Annotated in this window: 18 protein-coding genes; 12 read left to right on the top strand and 6 right to left on the bottom strand. The window is 67.0% G+C overall.

What is annotated here, in order from left to right:
- The first annotated feature begins 118 nt into the window (after positions 1–118).
- The 3 genes from AC5P6S_RS03975 to AC5P6S_RS03965 are packed head-to-tail and all read left to right on the top strand — an operon-like array spanning position 119 to position 3,889.
- A complete protein-coding gene (locus AC5P6S_RS03975) occupies positions 119–1,936 on the top strand; it encodes a sensor histidine kinase (protein ID WP_005414500.1) in 1,818 nt (605 codons plus the stop codon).
- Entirely contained in the window at positions 1,933–2,373 is a 441-nt protein-coding gene (locus AC5P6S_RS03970) for a response regulator (RefSeq protein ID WP_005411057.1), read from the top strand. Before AC5P6S_RS03975 ends, AC5P6S_RS03970 begins: the two co-directional genes overlap by 4 nt.
- 4 nt (positions 2,374–2,377) lie before the next feature.
- A complete protein-coding gene (locus tag AC5P6S_RS03965; RefSeq protein ID WP_005414498.1) occupies positions 2,378–3,889 on the top strand; it encodes an ATP-binding protein in 1,512 nt (503 codons plus the stop codon).
- 257 nt (positions 3,890–4,146) lie between these two features.
- Here AC5P6S_RS03965 and AC5P6S_RS03960 read toward each other — a convergent pair whose 3' ends face one another.
- Together AC5P6S_RS03960 and AC5P6S_RS03955 are read right to left on the bottom strand one after the other, a co-directional pair.
- A complete protein-coding gene (locus AC5P6S_RS03960) occupies positions 4,147–4,284 on the bottom strand; it encodes a hypothetical protein (RefSeq protein ID WP_168759586.1) in 138 nt (45 codons plus the stop codon).
- Between the two features lie 777 nt (positions 4,285–5,061).
- Positions 5,062–5,805 carry a proteasome-type protease gene (locus AC5P6S_RS03955; protein ID WP_005414496.1) on the bottom strand — a complete coding sequence of 248 codons (744 nt, stop codon included), beginning with the start codon at positions 5,803–5,805 and terminating at the stop codon, positions 5,062–5,064.
- Between the two features lie 91 nt (positions 5,806–5,896).
- Here AC5P6S_RS03955 and folK point away from each other — a divergent pair, with 91 nt between their 5' ends.
- The gene (gene folK / locus AC5P6S_RS03950; RefSeq protein ID WP_012481279.1) at positions 5,897–6,382 is read left to right on the top strand and encodes a 2-amino-4-hydroxy-6-hydroxymethyldihydropteridine diphosphokinase; all 486 of its coding nucleotides are present in this window, start codon (positions 5,897–5,899) and stop codon (positions 6,380–6,382) included.
- A gap of 31 nt (positions 6,383–6,413) precedes the next feature.
- Here folK and AC5P6S_RS03945 read toward each other — a convergent pair whose 3' ends face one another.
- Complete coding sequence (locus AC5P6S_RS03945; RefSeq protein ID WP_005411052.1) at positions 6,414–7,151, bottom strand: pteridine reductase; 738 nt, start codon at positions 7,149–7,151, stop codon at positions 6,414–6,416.
- 59 nt (positions 7,152–7,210) lie between these two features.
- On the opposite strand from AC5P6S_RS03945, the gene AC5P6S_RS03940 reads away from it, so the two are divergent.
- Complete coding sequence (locus tag AC5P6S_RS03940; protein WP_005411051.1) at positions 7,211–8,395, top strand: class I SAM-dependent methyltransferase; 1,185 nt, start codon at positions 7,211–7,213, stop codon at positions 8,393–8,395.
- A complete protein-coding gene (locus tag AC5P6S_RS03935) occupies positions 8,392–8,784 on the top strand; it encodes a VanZ family protein (RefSeq protein WP_109337684.1) in 393 nt (130 codons plus the stop codon). The genes AC5P6S_RS03940 and AC5P6S_RS03935 overlap by 4 nt, the downstream gene beginning before the upstream one ends.
- A 105-nt stretch (positions 8,785–8,889) precedes the next feature.
- Here AC5P6S_RS03935 and AC5P6S_RS03930 read toward each other — a convergent pair whose 3' ends face one another.
- The 3 genes from AC5P6S_RS03930 to AC5P6S_RS03920 all read right to left on the bottom strand — a co-directional run bounded on the left by AC5P6S_RS03930 (position 8,890) and on the right by AC5P6S_RS03920 (position 15,230).
- Positions 8,890–11,247, bottom strand: a complete 2,358-nt coding sequence (locus AC5P6S_RS03930; protein ID WP_109337683.1) for a beta-N-acetylhexosaminidase — start codon at positions 11,245–11,247, stop codon at positions 8,890–8,892.
- Positions 11,248–11,358: 111 nt separating this feature from the next.
- Positions 11,359–14,067 (bottom strand): TonB-dependent receptor, encoded by a 2,709-nt coding sequence (locus AC5P6S_RS03925; protein ID WP_005411048.1) that lies wholly within the window; start codon positions 14,065–14,067, stop codon positions 11,359–11,361.
- 143 nt (positions 14,068–14,210) lie between these two features.
- The gene (locus tag AC5P6S_RS03920) at positions 14,211–15,230 is read right to left on the bottom strand and encodes a glucokinase family protein (RefSeq protein WP_024957032.1); all 1,020 of its coding nucleotides are present in this window, start codon (positions 15,228–15,230) and stop codon (positions 14,211–14,213) included.
- Positions 15,231–15,608: 378 nt separating this feature from the next.
- On the opposite strand from AC5P6S_RS03920, the gene AC5P6S_RS03915 reads away from it, so the two are divergent.
- From AC5P6S_RS03915 to AC5P6S_RS03890, 6 genes are all read left to right on the top strand, one after another.
- Positions 15,609–16,898, top strand: coding sequence for a sugar MFS transporter (locus AC5P6S_RS03915; protein ID WP_109337681.1), 1,290 nt, complete (start codon positions 15,609–15,611; stop codon positions 16,896–16,898).
- A gap of 39 nt (positions 16,899–16,937) precedes the next feature.
- Positions 16,938–18,005, top strand: coding sequence for a LacI family DNA-binding transcriptional regulator (locus AC5P6S_RS03910; RefSeq protein WP_006391719.1), 1,068 nt, complete (start codon positions 16,938–16,940; stop codon positions 18,003–18,005).
- A 7-nt stretch (positions 18,006–18,012) separates the two neighbouring features.
- Positions 18,013–19,041, top strand: a complete 1,029-nt coding sequence (locus AC5P6S_RS03905; RefSeq protein WP_049450606.1) for an SIS domain-containing protein — start codon at positions 18,013–18,015, stop codon at positions 19,039–19,041.
- Complete coding sequence (gene nagA, locus AC5P6S_RS03900; RefSeq protein WP_062605631.1) at positions 19,041–20,189, top strand: N-acetylglucosamine-6-phosphate deacetylase; 1,149 nt, start codon at positions 19,041–19,043, stop codon at positions 20,187–20,189. The genes AC5P6S_RS03905 and nagA overlap by 1 nt, the downstream gene beginning before the upstream one ends.
- Complete coding sequence (locus tag AC5P6S_RS03895; RefSeq protein ID WP_043034006.1) at positions 20,189–21,256, top strand: acyltransferase family protein; 1,068 nt, start codon at positions 20,189–20,191, stop codon at positions 21,254–21,256. Before nagA ends, AC5P6S_RS03895 begins: the two co-directional genes overlap by 1 nt.
- A gap of 299 nt (positions 21,257–21,555) precedes the next feature.
- On the top strand, positions 21,556–24,585 hold the full coding sequence (locus tag AC5P6S_RS03890; protein WP_111189028.1) for an autotransporter family protein: 3,030 nt from the start codon (positions 21,556–21,558) through the stop codon (positions 24,583–24,585).
- Positions 24,586–24,684: the final 99 nt, after the last annotated feature.

The following is a 24,684-nucleotide window of genomic DNA, read 5'->3' as shown; positions in this document are numbered from 1 at the left end:
CCTGTTCAGCCAACCAGGGGGGAAACCCCTGCGTTGTGACCGCCTGCGCTATATTGCCGGTTCCGCCGCAGCCGGACAGGGTCCGGCCGACGCCCTGCGGCCGTGCTGAAGAGGAACTATGGCGCTGGTTTTCAGTGACGACATCTGGGACCGCTGGCGGTTGCCGGCCCTGGCGCTGGCGGCCGCAGCGATCATCGTGGTGCCGTGGTTGACCCTGCGCAAACTGCAGCAGGACAACGAGCAGGCAATGGCCTGGGTCAACCATACCCAGGCGGTGGGCGTGGCCCTGCAGCAGCTCCAGGCTGATGTGCGCGACGTCGAATCGGCCGCATTGACGCTGTCCAAGGGCGTGGACGCACCCGGGCTGCGTGAGCGCATGGCCGCAGCCAACGACATTCCCGGTCGCTTGGCCGAACTGGGGCGGATGACCCGCGACAACCCCGACCAGCTGATCCGCATCGGCCGTATCGAATCGATGCTGGAAGGACGGATGGCGCTTGCCCGCGAGCTGGCCAGATCTGAACCCAACAGCGATCAACGCGAGCTGGTGAAGGACCTGAGCACGCGCTATCCGATCCGTGGCCTGGTGGAAGAACTCCAGGCCAGCGAACAGCAACTGTTGACACTGCGGGCCGAGCAGGCGGCGCGCCAGCGCAAGCAGACCGAGCTGGTGTCTTGGAGTTCGCTGGTGATCCAGCTGGGACTGCTCGGCCTGGTGCTTTGGCTCCTGCAGCGGCAGATCGGGCGGCGCCTGCACGCCGAACGCCAATCGCTGCGCTCGGCGGCACGCGCGGCATCGGTGTTGCAGACCGTGCGCGAACCCATCGTGCTGCTCGACCGCGACCTGCGCGTGCAGTTGCATAACCCCGCCTTCGCCGAGCTGTACGGGCTGCAGGACGAACGCGCCGATGGCCTGCTGCTGGAAGGCGTCGGCGACGGTGCCTGGAAGGACGCCGTCGTGCGCCAACGCCTGTCCGACGTGCTGCTGCGCGGCCGCGAGCTGTGGGATTTCGAGCACGAACAGCGCACCGCCGACGGCATGGCGCGCTACATGCTGCTGAACGCACGGCGCATGCCGCTGCCCGATACCGATGATGAAGTGGTGCTGCTGACGGTCAGCGATGTCACCATGCAACGCGCAGTCCAGCTGCGCGTTGAAGAGCTCAACCGCCAGCTGGAAGGCAAGGTCGCGCAGGTGTCCGAGGTCAACAGGGAACTGGAAGCCTTCAGCTACTCGGTCTCGCACGACCTGCGCGCACCGCTGCGCCACGTCGCTGGATTCTCCGACAAGCTGTCGCGCCACCTGGGCGACGCTGCCGATGACAAGAGCCGTCATTACCTGGACGTGATCTCCAGTTCGGCCCGGCGCATGGCGGCGCTGATCGATGACCTGCTGGTCTACTCGCGCCTGGGCCGCGCGGCGATGCGCCAGCAGGCGGTGGACATGCAGTCGCTGGTGGCCGATACCCGCGCCATGCTCGATTCCAACCTGCAGGCCGAGGCGGAGAACAGTGGCCATGTGCATCAGGTGGAGTGGAGCATCGCGCCGCTGCCGATCGTGGTCGGCGATGAGAACATGATCCGCCAGGTCTGGCTGAACCTGCTCGGCAACGCGGTGAAGTACTCGGGCAACCGCGAACCGGCGAAGATTCGCGTGGACTACCAGCCGCAGCCTGACGGCGGTCATCAGTTCACGGTCAGCGACAATGGTGCAGGCTTTGACATGGCTTATGCCGGCAAACTGTTCGGCGTGTTCCAGCGCCTGCACAAGGCCAGCGACTACCCGGGTACCGGCATCGGCCTGGCCAGCGTGCGCCGCGTGCTCACCCGTCATGGCGGCCGTATCTGGGCCGAGGCTGAACCGGACGTCGGCGCCACCTTCCACTTCTACCTGCCTCCCGCGATCGATGCGGACAAACAAGGGCCTTCTGCATGACCACTTTGCGCACCATTCTTCTCGCCGAAGACAGCCCGGCCGACGCCGAAATGGCGATCGACGCCTTGGAAGAGGCGCGTCTGGCCAACCCCATCGTGCACGTCGAGGATGGCGTGGAAGTGATGGACTACCTGTTGCGCCGTGGTGCCTTCGCCAACCGCGAGGAAGGCCTGCCGGCGGTGCTGCTGCTGGACATCAAGATGCCGCGCATGGATGGCCTGGAAGTGCTGCGGCAGATCCGCGAACACGAAGAGCTCAAGCGCCTGCCGGTGGTGATCCTGTCGTCCTCGCGCGAGGAAAGCGATCTGGCCCGGAGCTGGGACATGGGCGTGAATGCCTATGTGGTCAAGCCAGTGGACGTGGACCAGTTCTTCGGCGCCGTACAGACGCTGGGCAAGTTCTGGGCGTTGATCAACCAGGCACCGGAACTCGAGTGAGCCCATGCCCTTGACCGGTCCCGCCCTGGGGGCGCTGCGCATCCTGCTGGTGGAGGACTCACCGGAAGATGCCGAGCTGATGTCCGAACAGATGCTCGATGCGGGCCTGGAGGCCCGCTTCGAGCGTGTCGAGAGCGAGGCCGAACTGCGCCAGGCACTGGCCGCGTTCCAGCCGGACATCGTGCTGTCCGACCTGAGCATGCCGGGGTTTTCCGGTGATGATGCGCTGCGCATCGTGCGCGAGACCTCGCCGGAAATACCCTTCATCTTCGTCTCCGGCACCATGGGTGAGGAGAATGCGGTGGCGGCGCTGCAGAAGGGCGCCAATGACTACATCATCAAGCACCAGCCGGCGCGCCTGCCGTCGGCGGTGGCACGTGCGATCCGCGATGCACGCAGCGCGATCGAGCGCGCACGGGTGGAAACCGAGCTGATGCGCGCACAGCGCCTGGAAAGCCTGTCGCTGCTCGCAGCCGGGCTCAGCCACGACCTGCGCAACATCCTGCAGCCGTTGCTGATCATGCCGGACCTGCTCAAGGCGCGTACCGACGATCCGCAGCTGCACCACCTGGCCGATGTCATCGCCGAGTGCGGCCGCCGTGGCCATGAGATGGCCGAATCGATGCTGTCGTTCGTGCGCGGTTCGCGCAAGCCGAGCGAGCGCATCGAGATCGATGGCCTGTTCGATGCGGTGGCACTGCTGTTGCGCAGCAACGTGCCTGATGCGGTGCGCCTGGAATTGCAGGTGCAGGACGAAGGCCTGGTGGTCGACGCCAACTACACCGAACTGCAGCAGGTGATGCTGAACCTGGCGCTCAACGCGATACAGGCGATGCCCAACGGTGGTCGCCTGAGCCTGACTGCCAGCCATGCCGGCCATCGCGATGGCGTGGACTGGATGCACATACGGGTCGCCGACGAAGGCATCGGCATGGATGCGGACACGCTGTCGCACCTGTTCAATCCGTTCTTCACCACCAAGGCCGACGGCACTGGCCTGGGGCTGATTTCCTGCAAGCGTATCGTCGAAGGTGCCGGCGGCAGCATTCACGTCAGCAGCCAGCCGGGGCAGGGCACCTGCTTCGAACTGCGCCTGCCGATGCACGAGGCCATCGATGGCAGCGAGCCGATCGAACAGCTGGTGGCCTTGGGCAGCGGCCAATCGATCCTGGTGGTCGATGGCGAAGCCACGCGCCTATCGCTGCTGGGCAATGCGCTGTCCAGCCAGGGCTACCAGCTGCAGTTGGCTTCCGATGGCCCGGCAGCGCTGCGCTGGATGCAGCAGGAGGCGATGCCCGCGCTGGTGATTGCCGATGCCGGCTCCAAGCTGCTGCCGGCCAGCCAGCTGCTGGGTGAGATGGCGACGTTGGGCTATCGCGGCCCGGCACTGGTACTGGAAGACCCGGCAGTGCCGGTCGCGGCCGATGCCTTCCCGGACGGCGTAGAGGTGCATGTGCTGCACAAGCCGCTGCAGATGCAGCAGGTCTTCCGCGCCGTGGCCGAAGCGCTGGGCTGATGCCAGGTAGTGCCGGCCGCTGGCCGGCATCCCAGTGTGGTGGAATCAATGCGGTTGCCGGCCAGCGGCCGGCACTACCGTTCGGCAGTTTCCCAGGGGAACCGCGGCAGGGCGTCCACCGCCTGTTCCAGCCGCTGCAGATGCAGCAGGTCTTCCGCGCCGTAGCCGAAGCGTAGGGCTGATGCCCCGGTAGTGCCGGCCGCTGGCCGGCATCCCTGTGGGGCGGGATCAATGCGGTTGCCGGCCAGCGGCCGGCACTACCGGTCCAGGGTCTCCCAGGGGAAGCGTGGCAGGGCGTCCACCGCCTGTTCCAGCCGCAGCAGATGCAGCTGGTCTTCCGCGCCGTAGCCGAAGCGCAGGGCTGATGCCAGGTAGTGCCGGCCGCTGGCCGGCATCCCAGTGTGGTGGAATCAACGCGGTTGCCGGCCAGCGGCCGGCACTACCGTTCGGCAGTTTCCCAGGGGAAGCGTGGCAGGGCGTCCACCGCCTGTTCCAGCCGCTGCAGATGCAGCAGGTCTTCCGCGCCGTGGCCGAAGCACTGGGTTGATGCCCCGGTAGTGCCGGCCGCTGGCCGGTATGCCTGTGTGGTGGAATCAACGCGGTTGCCGGCCAGCGGCCGGCACTACCGTTCGGCAGTTTCCCAGGGGAAGCGTGGCAGGGCGTCCACCGCCTGTTCCAGCCGCAGCAGATGCAGCTGGTCTTCCGCGCCGTAGCCGAAGCGCAGGGCTGATGCCCCGGTAGTGCCGGCCGCTGGCCGGCATCCCTGTGGGGCGGGATCAATGCGGTTGCCGGCCAGCGGCCGGCACTACCGGTCCAGGGTCTCCCAGGGGAAGCGTGGAAGGGCGTCCACCGCCTGTTCCAGCCGCTGCAGATGCAGCAGGTCTTCCGCGCGGTGGCCGAAGCGCTGGGCTGATGCCCCGGTAGTGCCGGCCGCTGGCCGGCATCCCCGTGTGGCGGGATCAATGCGGTTTCCGGCCAGCGGCCGGCACTACCGGTCCACGGTTTCCCAAGGGGAAGCATGGCAGGGCGTCCACCGCCTGTTCCAGCCGCTGCAGATGCAGCAGGTCTTCCGCGCGGGGGCCGAGGCGCTGGGCTGATGCCCCGGTAGTGCCGGCCGCTGGCCGGCATCCCAGTGTGGTGGAATCAATGCGGTTGCCGGCCAGCGGCCGGCACTACCGGTCCAGGGTCTCCCAGGGGAACCGCGGCAGGGCGTCCACCGCCTGTTCCAGGCGCCGTGACCAGTTCTGGTGGATGTCCGCATACAACGTTGAATCCGCGCCGAGCCGCAGCTGCTGTCCGATGCGCAGTTCACCGTCACGCAGCAGCGCCAGGTCGATCGGCAGGCCTACCGACAGATTGGAGCGAATGGTCGAATCCAGCGACACGATTGCCGTGCGCGCCGCGTCCTCCAGGCGTGTGGCCGGGCTGAGGATGCGGTCCAGGATGGGCTTGCCGTACTTGGACTCACCGATCTGAAGATAGGGCGTCTCCGGCGAAGCGGCGATGGCGTTGCCGAGCGGATAGATCATGTACAGCCCGGGCCGCTCGCCAGCGATCTGGCCACCGAAAATCAGCGTCGCCTGGGTGTTGACCCCGTCATGGCCGTGCTCGCTGTGGCTGCTGTGCACCTGGCTGTCCACCAGCAGCTGGCCGACGTACTCGGCAGCTTCGAACAGATGGGTCATGTCGCGCAGGTTGGGCGTGCGCCGTTCACCGGCGTCGCGCCCCAGGCGTGACACCAGCAGCTGGGTGGTGGCCAGGTTGCCAGCCGCCATCAGCACGTAGGCTGCCTGGCCGGGGTACTCGAACACGTGCAGCTTGCGGTGCACGCGCACATCGTCCAGCGAGGCATTGGTCCGGGTGTCGGCAGCGAAGACCAGGCCTTCGTCCACCTCGATTCCAACGCAATAGGTCATGTCGGTGCCCTATCATGTGCGTCCCGGATTGTAGGCAGGCCGCCGTGACGACGGCATGTCCACGCCCCCCAAGTGCCGTCACCTGAACCGCATGACCACCGTGCTCCTGAGCCTGGGCAGCAACGTCCAGCCCCGCCGCTACCTCCACGCCGCGGTGACGGCCCTGCGCGAGCGCTTTGGCGCACTGCAGGTGTCACCCGCCTACCGTACTGCCGCGGTCGGCTTCGATGGCCCGGCCTTCCTCAACAATGCGGTGGCGATCGAGACCGATCTGCCGCTGCAGGAACTGGACGACTGGCTGCATGCGCTGGAAGACGCGCATGGCCGCGATCGCAGTGGGCCGCGCTTCTCCGACCGGACCCTGGACATCGACGTGGTGTTCTACGGCGACCTGGTGGTGGAAGGCCCCGGCCACCTGCGCATTCCGCGCCCGGAACTGAAGCATGCCTTCGTGCTGAAGCCGCTGGCGGACATCGCGCCGGGCTTCATCGACCCGGTCAGCGGGCAGGACCTGGCCACGCTGTGGCGGGCGCACGCGCAGTTTGGCGAAGCGTTCGAGGTGGTGGACCTGGAATGACGGCGGTTGCCGGCCAGCGGCCGGCACTACCTCAACTGACCGTGCGCCCACCATCCACGCGCAGGGTGTGGCCGGTGACGAAGCTGGCTTCGGCCACCAGCCAGTAGACCGCTTCGGCGATCTCCTCGACCGTGCCGATCCGTGCCAGCGGCGTGCGCGCCAGCAACGCCTCGCGGGCGAAATCGTCCTTGCCCTGCTCCGGCCACAGGATCGCACCCGGGGCCACCGCATTCACACGCACCTTCGGCGCCAGCTCCAATGCCAGCGCGCGGGTGGCCATCTCCAGCGCAGCCTTGGCCATGGTGTAGGCGATGTGGTCGCGCATCGGGTCGGTGCCGTGCAGGTCGGTCAGGTTGACGATGCAGCCCTGCTGGCGGCGCAGGTAGGGCGCCGCCGCCTGTGACAGCAGCAGTGGCGCGCGCGCGTTGACCGCGTACAGCTCGTCCATCGCCTCGGCGGTGACCTGGCCGAGCGGGGTGGGGAAGAAGTTGGAGGCGTTGTTGACCAGCGCGTCCAGTCGGCCGAAGTGGGTGACGGCCTGTTCCACCAGGTCGGCCAGGGCGTCGGCGTCACGCAGGTCGGCCTGCAGGGCCAGCACGCTGCCCGGGCGCACATTGTCGAAATCGAACGCGGCCTGCTGCAGCTCGGCGCTGGAGGTATTGGCGTGCAGCACCACCGACCAGCCACAGGCGTGGAACTGGCGGGCGATGGCCGCACCGATCCGGCGCGCGCTGCCGGTGATCAGGACCACGGGGTGGGTATCGCTCATCGAGGGTCCTCCAAGGCTCGGCTATCCTGTGCACCATTGTCACCGCATTCGAAGACGCCATGCAGCCCACCTTCCCCCTGCCCGAAGCCGATGCCCTGGCCCATAGCGACCAGCTGGCGGCCGCCCTGCGCGCCGAGATCCTTGCGCAGGGCGGGGCGATGCCGTTCTCGCGCTTCATGGAGCTCTGCCTGTATACCCCCGGCTGGGGCTATTACAGCGCCGGCGCCAGCAAGTTCGGTGGCAGTGGCGACTTCACCACCGCGCCCGAGCTCGGCAGCCTGTTCGCCGGCAGCGTGGCCAATGCGCTGGCGCCGGTATTTGCACAGCTGGGGGCGCAGGCGCGGATGCTGGAACTGGGCGGCGGTACCGGCGCCTTTGCCGAGGCGGTGCTGCTGCGCCTGGCCGAGCTGGATGCGCTGCCGTCGCGCTACGCCATCCTGGAACCCAGTGCCGACCTGCGCGAGCGCCAGCAGCAGCGCCTGCAGCAGAACCTGCCGGCCGAGCTGGCCGCGCGCGTGGACTGGGTCGACCGCCCGTTCGAGGAGGACTGGGAAGGGGTGGTGTTCGCCAACGAGGTGATCGACGCGCTGCCGACCCCGCGCTTCCTGATCCGGGATGGCGAGGTCTACGAGGAAACCGTCGAGCTGGACGCCGAGGGCAACTTCATCCGTGGCGCGCAGCCGGCCGACATCCTGCTCAACGGTGCGGTGCGCCATATCGAGCGCTACCTGGAAAAGCCTTTCGCCGAGGGCTACCGTTCCGAAGTGCTGCCGCAGCTGCCGTACTGGCTGCAGGCGGTGGCCGGTGGCATGCAGCGTGGTGCGATGCTGTTTGTCGACTACGGCTACAGCCGCGGCGAGTTCTACCAGCACGACCGCGACGATGGCACCGTGCGTGCGTTCTACCGCCACCATGTGCACAACGACGTGCACCGCTGGCCGGGGTTGCAGGACATCACCGCGTCGGTGGATTTCACCGCGATGGCCGAGGCCGGCATGCACGGCGGATTCGAGCTGGCCGGCTACTGCAGCCAGGCCAGCTTCCTGCTCGGCAACGGCCTGGACCAGGTGCTGCTGCTGGCCGAGGAACGCACCGATGAGGTCGGCCGCATCCAGCTGCGCGACCAGGTGAAGAAGCTGACCCTGCCGACCGAGATGGGCGAGCGCTTCCAGGCCATCGGCCTGCAGCGTGGCGTCGACTTCGAACCGGCCTTCGAGCTGGGTGACCTGAGCTGGCGCCTGTGAGCGAGGTGTTGCCGGCGATCAAGCCGCTGCGGCGGCCGCGGTTGTGGGCCGGGCTGTGGGCGGCGGCAGTACTGCTGGTGATCGTGGTCTGCCTGATTCCACCGCCGCCGATTCCGTTGCCGGAAAACAGCGACAAGGGCGAGCACTTCCTCGCCTATTTCATCCTGGCCGGCAGCGCGGTGCAGCTGTTCCGTCGGGGCCGCCCGCTGCTGTGGGTGGGCGTGGGCCTGGTGCTGATGGGCATCGGCATCGAATTTGCCCAGGGTGCGCTGACCAGCAACCGCATGGCCGACCCGATGGATGCCATCGCCAACACGATCGGTGTGCTCGCCGGCATGACCACCGCGCTGACCCCGCTGCGCGACCTGCTGCTGCGCTGGCGCGGGTAAAGGCGTGCCAACCCAGGTTGGCACCTACCCGTAGATCCACGCCATGCGTGGATGCTCTGCCCGAGGTGCCGACCAAGGCCGGCACCCACCCGGACAGGCCTGCCGTCATTTCCCCAGGGTCACCTCATCCAGCACCCACATCGCCGGGCGCGTGTCGCCGGTGAAGTTGATGCACAGGTCACCGCTGCCCTGCGTGCCCTTCGGCAGCGTTGCCTTCAGCGTCACGAAGCCATCGGCATCCGGCTTGGCCGGCAACGGCACTTCCGCCAGCACCTTGCCGCTGCAGTCGCCACGACGCACCTGCATCTCGCCGTGCGCGCGCTTGGCCTTCTCGAAGCGACGCTTGGGTTCATCGTGGGCAAGCTGGAAGTAGTACGGAATACGCCCCGCGCGGACTTCCAGGCTGCCAATGCCGTCCAACTGCGCCTGCGGCCAGCGCCAGCACGGCTGGAAGATGTCCACGTTGAACACCGCACGGTTGCCTTCGCGTGGGCCATCGTCTTCCAGGCGCAGCACCAGGCCCTTCTTGCCCACGCAGCTGAGCAGCTCATCGCTGCGGCGGCTGAGCAGCGACTGTGCGGTGAAGGTGGCAATGGTCGGTTTCGCCGCCAGCATCTGGCCCTGGTAGAACGCGGCAGCCTGCACGGTGGTTGGCAGTTTTCCGGTCAGCGGCTGCTGGTACAGCGGTGACTGCGCGCTCACCGGCTGGCCATCGGTGCTGTAGCGCACTTCATAGCCCAGCGGATTGGCCAGCGACACCGTCACCGTGTTGTCCGCGCGATTGTCGGTGTAGTCCACGCCCACTTCGAACGGAGTCTGCGCATAGGCCAGGCCCCAGGCACGGTAGCGCTGCAGCTGGGACGGCAGGCGCGCGAGGAAATCGCGGAAATCGCGATGTTCCGGCGTGCTCCAGCCGGTCTCGGCCACGGCGGCCAGGCGTGGGAACAGGTTGTGCTGCAGGCGTGCGTAGCTGCGCGTGTGCTCGGTGAACATGTTGGCCTGCAGGCCGAGGATGTGCCCGCGCTTGTCAGCGGCCAGCTCGGCCGGCACCGGCTCGAAGTTGTACAGCTTGCCGAGGTTGACCTGGGTCGGGCGGCCGGGCGGTTCGTTCGGCGAGGCCGTCTGCAGGTAGTCCAGATAGAGGTAGCCGACCGGCGACATGATCACGTCATGGCCGGCGCTGGCCGCAGCCAGTCCGCCTTCGGTGCCCTGCCAGGACATCACCGTGGCCTGCGGTGGCAGCCCGCCTTCGAGGATCTCATCCCAGCCGATCAGGCGCCGGTCGTGCTCCTCCAGGAAGGTCTCCAGGCGCTTGATGATGTGGCTCTGCATGGCCATTTCATCCTTGATGCCCAGCGCACGCATGCGCTGCTGCACCTGCTTCGACGCTTCCCACTGGTCCTTCACTGCTTCGTCGCCACCGACGTGCACGTACTTGGCCGGGAACAGGTCGATCACTTCTTCCAGCACGTTCTCGAGGAAGGTGACGGTGCTGTCTTCAGTGTTGAACAGGTTGGGGAACACGCCCCATTCACTGATCGGTTTCAACGGCGTATCGATGGTGCCCAGCTCCGGATACGCAGCAATCGCGGCAGTCGCGTGGCCCGGCACATCGATTTCCGGAATCACCTGGATATGCAGCTTCGCCGCATAGGCAATCACTTCGCGGATCTGGTCCTGCGTGTAGAAGCCGCAATACGGATGCTCCTTGCCAGTGACCGGATCGATGCCACCGTCGCCGGCCGGCAGGCGGCAGCTGCCCACGTCGGTCAGCTTCGGGTAGCGCTTGATCTCCATGCGCCAGCCCTGGTCGTCGGTGAGGTGCCAGTGGAAGGTGTTGAGCTTGTGCGCGGCCATCGCGTCGAGCACGCGCTTGATCTCGTCCAGGCTCTGGAAGTGACGTGCGGAATCGAGCATGAAACCGCGCCAGCTGAAGCGCGGCGCGTCCTGGATCTGCACCGCCGGCAGCACGCCATTGCTGCCGCCGGTGGCGAGCTGGGCGAGGGTGGTCGCGCCGTAGAACAGGCCGGTTTCGTTGCCGGCCTGGATCAGCACGCCCTGCGCGGTGCTCTCCAGCGTGTAGCTTTCGCCGCTGTCGCGGAAGGTGGGCACGATCTGGAAGCGGATGCTGCTCGACGTGCCTGCCGCCTTGCCCCTGGCTGGTGCAAGGCGCGGACCACCGCTGCGGGCCAGCAGATCGGCGAACTGGCTGGCGACGCGCTGCGCGGCTTCGCCTTCGGCCTGCAGCACGGTGTCGGCGCGGACGGTGATGCCGCTGCCCTGGCCGCGCTGCACGCTGGCCGGGGCGGGAATCAGCATCAGGCTGTCGGCGCGCAGCAGGGGGCCGGGTGCTTCAGTGGCGGGTGTGGGGTCGGCGGCAAGTGCCGGCAGTGCCGGCAACAGGGCGAGCAGGCTGCCCAGCAGCACTGCGCTGCGCATCCGGGCGCGGGAAGGCTTGACCATCGGTACGACTCCTTGGAACGGTGCGATGAACGCTATACATGAAAAACGCCGGGCCCGGAATGACCCAGGCCCGGCGTGCGTGCACGACTCGGCGATGTTGCCGCCGCTGGATCAGTACTTGAAGCGGAAGTTGAGGTAGTACTGGCGACCGTTGCTGTAGAACGAGGTCGGGATGGCCGCGGTCTGGTAGTACTTGTAGGTCGGGTTGTTGAGGTTGAGCGCATCGAAGCTGATGCTCAGCCAGTCGGTGGCCTTGTAGCTCAGCGACGCCGACAGGGTGCCGAAGTCATCCTGGTAGTACGGGTTGGCGCCGGACAGGCCGATCAGGAACGACGAACGGCGGGTGTAGCTGACGCGTGCACCGAAGGTATCGTTCTCGAAGTAGGCACCGACGTTGTAGGTGTTCTTCGAAGTACCCAGCAGGTTGTCGCTGCCATCGGCCCAGGTGTGGTCGGTGCTGCCATCGGCGTAGGTGTAGTTGGCATTGACACCGAAGTACTCGCCGATCGGCTGCTCATAGGCCACTTCGATACCGCGCACCTTGCCGTCGGCATTGCGCGGGCGGGAGATGTTGTATTCCTCGAGACGGTTGGTCAGCTCGCTGAACAGCATTTCCTTCTCGGTGCTGAAGGCGACGTAGTCCTTCAGGCGCATCGAGTAGGCACCGATCGACAACATGCCGCGCGGCATGAAATACCACTCCAGGTTGGCGTCGAAGTTGGTCGACACCACCGGCTTCAACTTCGGATTGCCGCCACCGCCGGTCCGGTTCAGGTCCGAACCGTACGACGAGGCACCCAGTGCCGAGAAGTCCGGCAGGGTCTGGGTCTGCGATGCGGCCACGCGCAGCACCAGGTCGTCACGCAGGTCGTACTTGAAGTTGGCGCTCGGCAGCACACGGTTGTGCTTGTTCTCGAAAGCTTCGCGGGTCCACGCGCCGAACAGGCTGCTCACGTCCGGCACGGTCGAGCCGGTGGCGGCGGCGTAGGTATCGATATCCTGCTTGATGTTGACGTAGCGCAGGCCGACGTTGCCGCTCCAGCGGTCGCCGCTGAAGTTGCCCTGTACGTAGGCAGCAAAGTTCTTCTCGGACACCTTCCACTCGGCGCCGTAGTTGTGGCGGCCGGTCGGGCCGTCATTGCCGGACAGCCAGGTGGAGTTGTTGGTCACTGCTTCCTTCAGTGCGCCCGGGGTGAAGTACCACAGGTCACGCGGGAAGCTGCCACCGATGCCGTTGGCGAAGCCACCGGGGAAGTTGGCAGTGGCGCCGTTCTTCAGCGCATTCCAGATCGCGCCCGGGGTTGCGCCTTCCGGCGACTTGGCCTCGCGCTTGTGGTCGCCGAAGCGGGCGCCGAAATCAATCGAGTTCAGTACGCCAGCGTCGGCGAAGTACTGGTTGAAATCGAGCGTGGCCCACTTTTCCTTGTCGATCGCGGTGACCTGCTGGTTGCCCCAGGTGCCGAAGTCGGTCACGCCGCTCGGGCCGATGTTGCCCCCGACGTTCCAGTCGATCGGCGAGCCGTTGCCGTGGGTTGCCCAGGTGGCGCCGCCACCACGGGCCAGGTTGACTTCGGCGATGTACTGGCGCGGCGTTTCGCCGGTGCCCTTGGTGCTGCCAGCCTGGAATTTCATGCCCAGGTTGTCGCTGATCTGCCAGTCGGCATCGAAGGTGATGTAGTTGGTCTTGGCCTTCGACTCGCGGTAGATCATGTCGTACACCGCGTAGTCGCGGTCGGCCTGGCCGGCGAAGGTGGCGTTGGACAGCACGCCATCCTTGATGACGTAACCCGGATTCGGGGCCTGGCCCGGAATCAGGATCTTGTTGCCATTGGCATCTTCAACGGTGCGGTCATTGAGGATGCGGCCACCCCACAGCATGAAGTTGCGGTTGTAGTTGTTCGCCTTCAGTTCCGAGCTGAAGCCTTCCAGGCCCAGGGTCAGGTTGTCCATCGGCTTGAACTGCAGCGACACCAGGCCGCCCTTGCGCTCGCGGGTCTGTTCGAACAGGGTCGAGCCGAGCAGGCCCGGCGCGTATACGCCGGCCAGGTCCGGGTTGGACTTGGCCACGGTGCCATTCGGATCGATCTGGAAGAAACCGCCCGGGATTTCCTGCGCTTCGCGGCGCAGCTCGCGCTTCTGGCTGAAGGCCTGCACCATCACGCCGAAGTTGCCTTCGTCGTTCTTGTAGTTGAACAGTGCCGACAGCTGCGGGTCGTTGGACTTGGCCTGGTCCGAACGCACCATGCCGATGGAGCCTTCCGCAGTGAGCTGCTTGGAGAATTCCAGCGGCTTGCGGGTGAGGATGTTGACGGTACCGGTGGTGCCGCCGTCCTGCAGCTTGGCCTGCGAGGACTTGTTCACTTCCACCGAGCGCACCAGTTCCGACGGCAGCAACGAGTAGCTCACGCTGCGGCCGACGTTGTTGCCCTGGCTGAGCACGAACCAGTCGGCGGTGCCGACGGTGTGGCCGTTGATCAGGGTCTGGGTCAGGCTCGGGCTGGTACCACGCAGGCTGACGCGGTCGGCTTCGTCGAAGCCGCCTTCGTCGGCGCTGGACGAGCTGATGTTCACGCCCGGCAGGCGCTGCAGGGTGTCGGCGACGTTGTGCGCGGGCAGCTTGCCCACGTCTTCGGCGGTGACCACTTCCACGCGCGCATTGGCTTCGCGCTTGGTGTCCAGCGATTTTTCCATCGACCCACGGATGCCGGTGACCTGCACGGTATCCAGGTCGGTGGCGGTCTGGGCGGCCTGCTGCGCATGTGCACTGAAGGCGATGCAGCTGACGATGGCGGCCGAAAGCAGGGTCTTGCGGGTGTTCATGATGTCTCTCCTCATCACTCGATTGGATGCCGGCGGCGGTGTTCGATTACGGTTGCGATGACATGCGCGGGGCGGCGGCGAAGTCCCGTGCGTTGGCGTGCCACGTACTGCGTGCTGCGATTGCGTTGAAGCCTGTTGCGGTGTCAGGCGGCCGACTGCTGCTGCAGGTACCAGCTGGCAGCGCCGACCACGCCCAGCTGGCCGTGCTCGACGACCTTCACCGGGATGCGTGCCAGCGCTTCGCCCATCGGCCCCTTCTGCAGGTAGCGTTCGACGAAGGTGCTGGCGTGCAGGTATTCGCGGATCTGCGGCAGGATGCCGCCGGCCAGGTAGACGCCACCATGGGCGCCGTAGAACAGCGCCATGTCGCCGATGGTGCTGCCGAGCAGGCCGCAGAACACATCCAGCGCCTGGCGCGCATGTGCATCGCTGTCGGCCATGGCCGCAGCGGTGACCGCGTCGGGGCTGGCCAGGGTCGGCGCCTGGCCCTGCAGTGCGCACACCGCGCGGTACAGGTTCATCAGGCCCGGGCCGGAGATCGCATGTTCGATCGACACATGCGCGCGGTCGCGCTGCATGTGGCGGACGATGGCCATTTCCAGTTCGGTGCTGGCGGCCAGGGTCGGCTGGCCGGCTTCGGTCGGGAGCACCACCGGGCCGTGCGCGGTGGGGATCCACAGCGCGGCGCCGAGGCCGGTACCGGGGCCGACCACCAGGGTCGGGCCGCGGGCGGCGGTTTCCGGTCCGCACAGGTGCAGCACGCCACTGGCGTCAACCTGCGCAGCGGCATAGGCCACGGCTTCGAAGTCGTTGACGATGAATACCCGCTGCAGGCCGACGTCGGCTTCCACCTGGCGCGCCGACAGCGGCCACGGCAGGTTGGCGGTGATCACCGTGCCGTCCTCGCGGGCGTAGCCGGCACTGGCGACCACGCAGTGCGTGGGCCGCGGGCCTTCGCCGAGGAAGTCGGACAGGATCGCGCTGAGGCCTGCATGGTCGGCGTTGCGGTACTTGCGGTACTCCAGCACCTGCACCGGATGGGCGGCATCACCGCTGGCCTGGACCCGGGCCACGCGCACATGGGTGCCACCGACGTCGGCGGCCAGGAACGAGGGCGCGATTCGGGACAGGACATGGGCCGGGGCGGGGTGGCTGGCGGTCACGCGGGCTCCTGCTGCAGGTGGGGCCGTCCCCAAGGTTCGAGGGCGGCGATTGGGGCGGAGTCTGTAACCGCGCTGACAACGATGTCAACGAGTTCGTGATACTTTCGTTGCTGCGTCGCAACGAATGCGGCGTGCAGTAAACGTTTACATGGCGTGAGCATGGGTTTCACGCTGGAACCGTTGCTGCACGGGGCTCAAGGGCTGCGGCGCATTCAGCACGACCCGCTGCCATCGGGTTGCGCAGTGCAGCACGAGGTTCACGCGGCCTCGCGGGGAAGTTGACAAACCTCGGTTGTCCATCGAAAGAATGTGACAACGTTGTTCCCAGCCACTCTCCGACGCCGCGTGCTGCGGCCGTCGCCGCAGGAGCCCTTCCCGATGTCCGCCGTCTCCGCTGCAAGCGTGCGCCCGAACGTGGCCACCTCCATCGCCATCGTCGGCGTGCTGTTCTTCCTGATCGGCTTCTTCACCTGGCTCAACGGCCCGCTGATCACCTTCGTCAAGCTCGCCTTCGAACTCAGCGAGGTCGGCGCCTTCCTGGTGCTGATGGTGTTCTACCTGTCCTACTTCTTCCTGGCCCTGCCGTCATCGTGGATCCTGCGCCGCACCGGCATGAAGAAGGGCCTGAGCCTGAGCCTGCTGGTGATGGCCGGTGGTGCCGCGTTGTTCGGCGAATTCGCCACCCAGCGCTGGTATCCGGGCGCGCTCGGCGGCCTGTTCGTGATCGGCAGTGGCCTGGCCCTGCTGCAGACCGCGATCAACCCCTACATCTCCATCCTCGGCCCGATCGAGACGGCGGCACGCCGCATTGCGCTGATGGGCATCTGCAACAAGATCGCCGGCATGCTGGCGCCGGTGCTGATCGGCACGCTGGTGCTGCACGGCATCGGTGACCTCGATGCGCAGGTGCAGGCGGCAGATGCGGTCACAAAGGCCGCGCTGCTGAACGAGTTTGCCGCCAAGATCCACACCCCGTACCTGGCCATGGCCGGCCTGCTGGTGCTGCTGGCGGTGGCCGTGCTGTTCTCGCCGCTGCCGGAAATCAAGTCGTCCGAAGCCAATGCCACGCCGGTTGCGGCCGGTGCCGCCGAACGGCGCAGCATCTTCCAGTTTCCGCACCTGTGGCTGGGCGTGCTGTGCCTGTTCGTGTACGTGGGCGTGGAGGTGATGGCCGGCGATGCCATCGGTACCTACGGCCACGGCTTCGACCTGCCACTGGACCAGACCAAGATGTTCACCTCGCTTACCTTGGGCGCAATGCTGGTCGGTTACGTGGTCGGCCTGCTGCTGATCCCCAAGGTTGTCTCGCAGTCGCGCTACCTGACCATTTCGGCGGTGCTGGGCGTGGTGTTCTGTCTTGGCGCCTGGGCCACCCACGGCTACGTGTCGGTGGCTTTCGTGGCCCTGCTGGGTTTTGCCAACGCCATGATGTGGCCGGCGATCTTCCCGCTGGCGATCCGTGGCCTGGGCCGCTTCACCGAGACCGGTTCGGCGCTGCTGGTGATGGGCATTGCCGGTGGCGCGATCATTCCGCAGCTGTTCGCCGTGCTCAAGCAGCACATCGACTTCCAGCTGGTGTTCGTGCTGCTGATGGTGCCCTGCTACCTGTACATCCTGTTCTATTCGGTGGTCGGGCATCGCGCCGGCCTGCCGCAGGACAAGGCCTGATCGGCGATGATGGACGGCAGCCAACCCCAGGGAAAACCCATGCGCAGAGCGACCATCAAGGACGTTGCGGAGAAGGCCAAGGTCTCGCTGAAGACGGTCTCGCGGGTGATCAACAACGAGCCCTCGGTGATGCAGGCCACCCGTGCGCGGGTGCTGCGTGCCATCGCCGAACTCGATTACGAGCCCGATCCGTCCGCGCGCAACCTGCGCAGCGGCACCACCTTCGTGATCGGGCTGGTCTACGACAACCCGAACCCGTACCACATCATCGGTGTGCAGAACGGCGTGCTGGCCGCATGCCGCGAGACCGGTTTCGGCCTGCAGATCCATCCCTGCGACTCCAGCTCGCCGCTGTTGGCCGATGAGCTGGCCGACTGGGTGCAGCGTTCGCGGCTGGCCGGGCTGGTGCTGACCGCACCGATGTCCGAGCGCCGCGACCTGATCCAGGCGCTGACCGCGCGCGGCATCAAGCTGGTGCGCATCATCGCTGCCACCGAAGACCCGGCCGATGGCGCCTGCGTATTCGTCGACGATCGCGAAGCGGCCTATGAGATCACCGAGCACCTGATCCAGCTGGGTCACCAGCGCATCGGCTTCCTCTGGGGCGGCATCTCGCACCGCTCCTCTGGCGAACGCTATGCCGGTTACGAAGCCGCGCTGAAGGACTACGGCATGACCGTGGACAAGCATCTGGTGGTGCAGGGCGACTACACCTTCGATGACGGTTTCCGCGGTGCGCGCCGCCTGCTGGCGCTGCGCGAGCCACCTACCGCCATCTTCGGTTCCAACGACGAAATCGCCGCCGGCGTACTGGCCGCCGCCAAGTCGGCCGGCATGAACGTGCCCTACGACCTGTCCATTGCCGGGTTCGAGGACAGCCCGTTCTCGCGCCAGTCGTGGCCGCCGCTGACCACCGCCAAGCAGGCCACCGAGGACATCGCCCGCCACGCCGCGCGCCTGCTGATCGCGCAACTGCGCAGCGATGCCTACGACGATGCGCCGGCGCCGCTGCACAACCAGGGCTTCGTGCCGCAGCTGGTGGTGCGTGGTTCGACCGCGCCGATGCGCCCCGCCGGCGCACGCCCCCTTCCTTCCGATCCTGCCTGAGCCTGCCATGTCGCTGTCAGACCCCACGTCCACCCTGATGTTCGCCGAGGCCGCTGAAGCGGCCGACGTGGTCGCGCGCCAGTTCTCGCGCAACCACGCCACCATGGAAACCCTGGCCGCCAGCCTGCGTGCTGAACCGCCGCCGTTCGTGGTCACCTGTGCACGCGGCAGCTCCGACCACGCCGCCACCTATGGCAAGTATCTGCTGGAAACCCAGCTGGGCCTGGTGGTCGCGTCGGCCTCGCCATCGGTGGGGTCGGTCTACGCCGCACCATTGCAGCTGCGCGGCGCACTGTTCATCGTCATCTCGCAGTCGGGCAAGAGCCCGGACCTGCTGCGCAACGCCGAGGCCGCCAAGGCGGCCGGTGCGCGCGTGATCGCGCTGGTCAACGTCGAGGATTCACCGCTGGCGCAGCTGGCCGATACGGTCATTCCGCTCCACGCGGGTGCCGAAAAGAGCGTGGCGGCGACCAAGAGCTACCTGGCGTCGCTGGCCGCGCTGCTGCAGCTGGCCGCGTACTGGAAGCAGGACAGCAGCCTGCGCGCTGCGCTGGACCTGCTGCCCGACGCGTTGCGTGAGGCGTGGCAGTGCGACTGGAGCGCGGTGACCGAAGGCCTGGTCGAGGCCACCAACCTGTTCGTGCTCGGCCGTGGCCTGGGCCTGGGGGCGGCGCAGGAAGCGGCGCTGAAGTTCAAGGAAACCTGCAGCCTGCATGCCGAAGCCTACAGCTCGGCTGAAGTGAAGCACGGCCCGATGGCGCTGGTCGACCGCGGCTTCCCGGTGCTGGCCTTTGCCCAGCCGGATGAAACCGGCGCCGGCACCCGTGCCGTCGTCGAGGAATTCACCGCGCGTGGCGCACAGGTATGGATGGCCGGTGCTGGCGGCAACCTGCCGGTGGCTGCTGCGCCGCACCCGCTGTGCGCACCGCTGCTGACCGTGCAGAGCTTCTACCGCGCGATCAATGCGCTGGCGCTGCGTCGTGGCTTCAACCCGGACCTGCCGCCGCACCTGAACAAGGTGACGGAGACCGTGTAATGGCGACCGTCCTGCGCAATGCCCGCATCCTGGCGGGCGACGACTTCCGTGATGATCTGGCGCTGGTGATCGAGAACGGTCGCATCAGCGCGCTGTTGCCCGACGCCGCACCGCAGCTCGGCCATGCCGCCGAGCAGGTGGACCTGGGTGGCGGCTGGCTGCTGCCCGGCTTCATCGATGTGCAGGTCAATGGTGGCGGTGGTGCACTGTTCAACAACACGCCGGACGTGGCGGCACTGCGCACCATCGCGCAGGCGCACCGCCGTTTCGGCACCACGGCGATGCTGCCGACCCTGATCAGTGATGACGTGGCAGTGATGCGCGAAGCGATCGCTGCGATGCGCGAGGCGATCACGCAGGGTGTACCAGGCGTGATCGGCATCCACCTGGAAGGCCCGTACATCGCACCGGCGCGCAAGGGCACGCACGATGCCAGCAAGTTCCGCGTGCCGGACGAGGGAGAAATCGCGCTGGCGGCATCGCTGGACAACGGTGTGACCGTGCTGACGCTGGCGCCGGAGCGCGTGCCGCTGGAGACCATCCGTGCGCTGGTCGAGCGTGGCGTGATCGTTGCCGCCGGGCACACCGCAGGTACCTACGAAGAGATCCGTGCCGGCCTGGATGCCGGTGTGCGTGGCTTCACCCACCTGTACAACGCGATGTCGCCGCTGCAGGGCCGTGAGCCCGGTGCGGTGGGCGCCGCATTGGAGGACCGCGACAGCTGGATCGGCATCATCGTTGATGGCGTTCACGTGCACCCCGCCAGCCTGCGCGTGGCGCTGGCGGCCAAGCCGCGAGGCCGCCTGCTGCTGGTGACCGATGCGATGCCGCCGGTCGGTGCCGACGATCCCAGCTACGTGCTGTACGGCGAAACCATTACCGCCGTCGACGGCGTGGTGCGCAATGCTGCCGGTTCGCTGGCCGGCTCGGCGCTGGACATGGCCACCGCGGTGCGCAACACCGTGCAGCTGCTTGGCCAGCCGCTGGCCGAAGCGGCGCGCATGGCATCGACGTACCCAGCGCAGTTCCTCAATGTCGATGATCGCCTGGGCCACATCGCCGAGGGGTACCAGGCCGACCTGGTGCTGCTGGACGACGCCCTGCAGGTGCGTGGTACCTGGATTGCCGGACAGTACGAGGCCGCCTGATGAACAGTTCGCCGCCACGCCGGCTGGGCTCGATCGATGCCCTGCGCGGCATCACCGTGGCGGCGATGCTGCTGGTCAACAATCCGGGCGACTGGAGTGCGGTGTTCGCGCCGCTGCGTCACTCGGAATGGCATGGCTGCACGCCCACCGACCTGGTGTTCCCGTTCTTCCTGTTCCTGGTGGGCGTGTCGATGGCCTTCAGCGTGGCACCGCGCGCGCAGGATGCGGCGGCGCGACCCGCGTTGGCGCGCGGCGTGCTGGAGCGCGCGCTGCGCATCCTGATGGCCGGTGCGCTGCTGCACCTGCTGATCTGGTGGGCACTGGATACGCATCACTTCCGCATCTGGGGCGTGCTGCAACGCATCGCGGTGTGTGCGGCGTTGGTGGGCGTACTGGCGGTCTACGCGCGACCACGCGTGCAGGTGGGCGCTTTGATCGCGCTGCTGGTGGGGTACACCGTGTTGCTGCTGGGCATCGGCGACCTGGCGCCGTGGACCAACCCGGCCAGCCGCCTGGATACCGCGCTGTTCGCACCGTGGATCTACCAGTGGCATGCCGATACCGGACTGGGCCATGACCCGGAAGGATTGCTGAGCACGCTGGGGGCGCTGGCCAGTACCGTGCTCGGCCTGCTTGCCGGTGGCCTGCTGCGCAACGGGCGTTCGGCGGCATTGGCAGGGCTGGGCATGGCGACCGCTGTGCTGGGCCTGCTGCTGGCCGTGGTTCTGCCGTTGAACAAGCAGCTGTGGACGCCCAGCTACGTGCTGTGGACCGGCGGCCTGGCCGCGCTGGCGCTGTGGCTGGGCCACGTGCTGATCGACCAGAAGGGTTGGCCGGCACTCGGCCGGCGCTTCGGGGTCAATGCGATCACCGCGTACCTGGGGGCATCGGTGATGTCGGTGGTGCTGATGGCCACCGGGATCTGGGGGTGGATCTGGCAGCAGCTGGCCACCGCGATGCCGCAGGCGCTGGAGCTGGCGTCGATGCTGCAGGCGCTGGTGTTCGTCGCACTGTGGTGGGGCGTGGCGTGGTGGCTGGATAAGCGGAAGATCTACCTGAAGATCTGACCCCATCCGCCAACGGCATCCAGGCATGACGTAGATTTACCAGGTGCCATGAGCGAATCGATTGGCGATCCAGGATCAGTAGATCCACGCCATGCATGGATGCTTTGCGCGTGATTCCGGATGCCGGAAAAAATGAACGATTTCAGCCACATCACATCGGCGTGAGGGCTGGGCGATTTCACATCTGAACTGTGATTTCCCGCACGCAAGTTCACCTATCGAAATGGTTCACCACACGGCAGACTGCAAGCGCCGTGCCGCACATACGCAGTTCCTGATTGCCCGCCCAGGAGTGCCCCATGTACCGTGCCGTTCCGCGTGCGTTCCGTCCGCGCCGCCTTGCTGTTTCCGTGTTGCAGGCCCTCGCCGTTCCCTCCCTGCTTCTGACGACCGCCAGCGTTGCCTGGGCCGGCTGCAACAGCCCGGCACCGACTGCCGGCCAGACGGTCACCTGTGATACCAACGCGCCGAATCCGCAGACCACTCCCGTTACCGCAAATGGTGCGGCCGGCATCACCGTCAATGTCGCCGCCGGTGCACAGCTGCAGCAGAGTGGTGGTGGATCGGCCATCGCGCTGGTCGGCGCCGGTGGTCACCTGCTGTCAAACCAGGGCGCGATCAGTTCGGTCGGCGGTGTAACCGTGCAGCTTGGGGGTGGCAGCCGCGTCGACAACACCGGCAGCATCAGCACCGGCAACAACACCGCCCTGCAGTTCGTCGGTGCGGGCGACAGCGTGCTGGTCAATCGAGGAACGATCAGCGGGCGCACCGGCGTACAGTTCGATGCGGGCAATGATCGCCTCGAGATGCAGAGCGGCAGCATCAGCGGCGGCATCCTGCAGGGCGATGGAAACGATGTGCTGCTGCTCAGCGATGGCACGATCGACAGCGTCGACCAGGGCGGCGGCGATGACCAGATGACCGTCACCGGCGGCGCCGTCACCGGCGTGGTGGCGCAGGGCAGTGGCCGCGATGATTTCATCATGAGTGGCGGCACGATAGGCGCGCTGCAGCAGGGCGACAACATCGATACCTTCCGCATGAGCGGTGGCCGCATCATCGGCGCGTTCGAAGATGGCGACCAGGCCTGGATGACCGCTGGCCGCATCGGCCGCGTCAACATGAAGCTGGACAAGAACCTGTGGGACCAGTCTGGCGGTACGGTGGACGGCAACGTGGTGACCGGCTTCGACACCGATACCATCATCATCTCGGGCACGGCCTACATCGGCGGCAACATCAGTGTCAGTGGCGGCAACGACAGCGTGACCATCACCGACGGCACCGTGCGCGGGCAGGTGCTGCTCAGTACCGGCAGCGACACCTTCAACTGGAGTGGCGGTGGCATCGTCTACGGCGCGATCGACATGGGGCCGGACAACGACGTGGCCAACCTCAGCAGCCTCAACCAGGGCAACCTCGGTGCGGTGCCGCTGTTCGACGGCGGCAGTGGCATCGACCAGCTCAACTTCAACAACGTCAAGACCACGGGCGTGGGCCGCTTCCAGAACTGGGAGGCGATCAGCCTGGCCAACAGCACCGAGCTGACCTTTGATGGCGATCTGGTGCTGGGTGACAGCAGTACCGGCACCGGAACGCTCACGGTGGATGACACCAGCACCGTCTATGCAGGCAGTGGCGGCCATGCCATCCGTCCGTTCAACAGTGGTGCACTGGTGGAGATGGTCAATGCCGGGCGCATCGACCTGACCGGTACTGGCGCCGGCGACGTGTTCACCGTGCGTGGCAACTACCGCGGTGACGGTGGTGGTCTGTACCTGCGCACCGTTCTGGGGGCGGATAATTCAACCAGCGACCGCCTGGTGATCGATGGTGGTGCCGTCACCGGCACGACCGGCATCGGCGTGCTCAATGCCGGCGGCAGCGGCGCTGCCACGTTGGCCGATGGCATCCTGGTGGTGCAGGCCTTGAATGGTGGCCGCACCGCGCCGGGTGCGTTCTCGCTGTTCGCGCCGGTGGCGGCTGGCGCCTACGAGTACTTCCTGTTCAAGGGTGGTGTCAGTGCCGGTACCAGCGAGAACTGGTACCTGCGCTCGACCCTGGTGGCCGGCCCGGCACCAGCGCCAAACGGGAGCGGTATCAATGGCGTGCCGCCGCCGCCGACGCCACCTGTCGCACCACCGCCACCGATCACCCCGGCACCGCCGCCGCCGCCCGAAGGCGCCCCCGATCCAGACCTGACAGCCGGCGAGACCGCACCACCGCCGCCGCCACCGGAACCGGCGCCTGTGGCGCCGCCCAGTGATCCAGCGGTACCGGACGTGCCGGTGGCCGGCGGTGCGCTGCCCGGAACCGGTGCGCCGCCGACGCCGGGCGCACGCCCCGCCGAAGGCGCGGTGGTGCCGCTGTACCGCGTGGAGACTGCTGCCTATGCCGTGGTGCCGCCGCTGCTGCGCGAGACCTCGCTGGCCAGCCTGGGTACCTTCCACGAGCGGCAGGGCGAGCAGCGCCTGCTGTACAGCCAGGGTGCGTTCCGCACCGCCTGGGGCCGTCTGGTGGGGCAGAGCAGCGAGATCCACTGGAAGGGCGATTCGCAGCCCGGCTTCGATGGCGATGTGATGGGCCTGCAGGCCGGCCTCGACGTGTGGGCTGCTGCTTCTGACAACCACCGCAACCAGATCGGCGTGTTCGTCGGCCGCACCCGCGCGCAGGGCAAGACCACCGGCCTGGCACTGGGCTGGGAGAACGTGCAGGTAGGCCAGAACCGCCTGGACGACAAGCACGTGGGCCTGTACTGGACCTTCACCGACAGCAGTGGCGGCTACATCGACGCCGTGGCGATGCAGAGCCGCTACGACGGCCGCGTGCGTTCCTCGCGCGGGCTCGGCTTCGGGATCAAGGGTGATGGCACCAGCGTGTCGGTGGAGGCGGGCAAACCGCTGCTGCACTTCGGTCAGTCCGCATGGTGGCTGGAACCGCAGGTGCAGGTGATCTGGCAACGCACCTCGCTGGACGACCGCCGCGATGCGGTGTCGAGCGTACGCTTCGACAACGACAACGCCTGGACCGGCCGCGTCGGCCTGCGCCTTGCCGGCGACTATCAGCTGGCCGACAACGGCTGGCAGCCGTACTTCAAGCTCAACTACTGGCACGGCCGTTCCGGCGAAGACCGTATCCGCTTCGACGATGACGTGATCTTCAATTCGCAGCGCTCGCGTGCACTCGAAGCCGGTGTCGGCGCGGTAGGGCGCTTCAACCGCACCATCAGCGCGTACGCGGTGGCCGACTACACCCGTGAACTGGGTGGCGACCGCAACGAGAAGCGCCGCATCATCGAAGGCAACATCGGCCTGCGCGCGGACTGGTAGCGCGCGGTACGGGTGTCATGACCCGCTCTGGTGGGTGTCGGCCTTGGTCGACACAGGGCCAATCGACGCCATGATCCGCTCTGGTGGGTGCCGACCTTG

This window comes from Stenotrophomonas sp. YJH_SMC_119 (assembly GCF_059368315.1).
The sequence above is the reverse complement of the archived record's forward strand: the minus strand, read 5'-3'. Positions and strand labels throughout refer to the sequence as shown.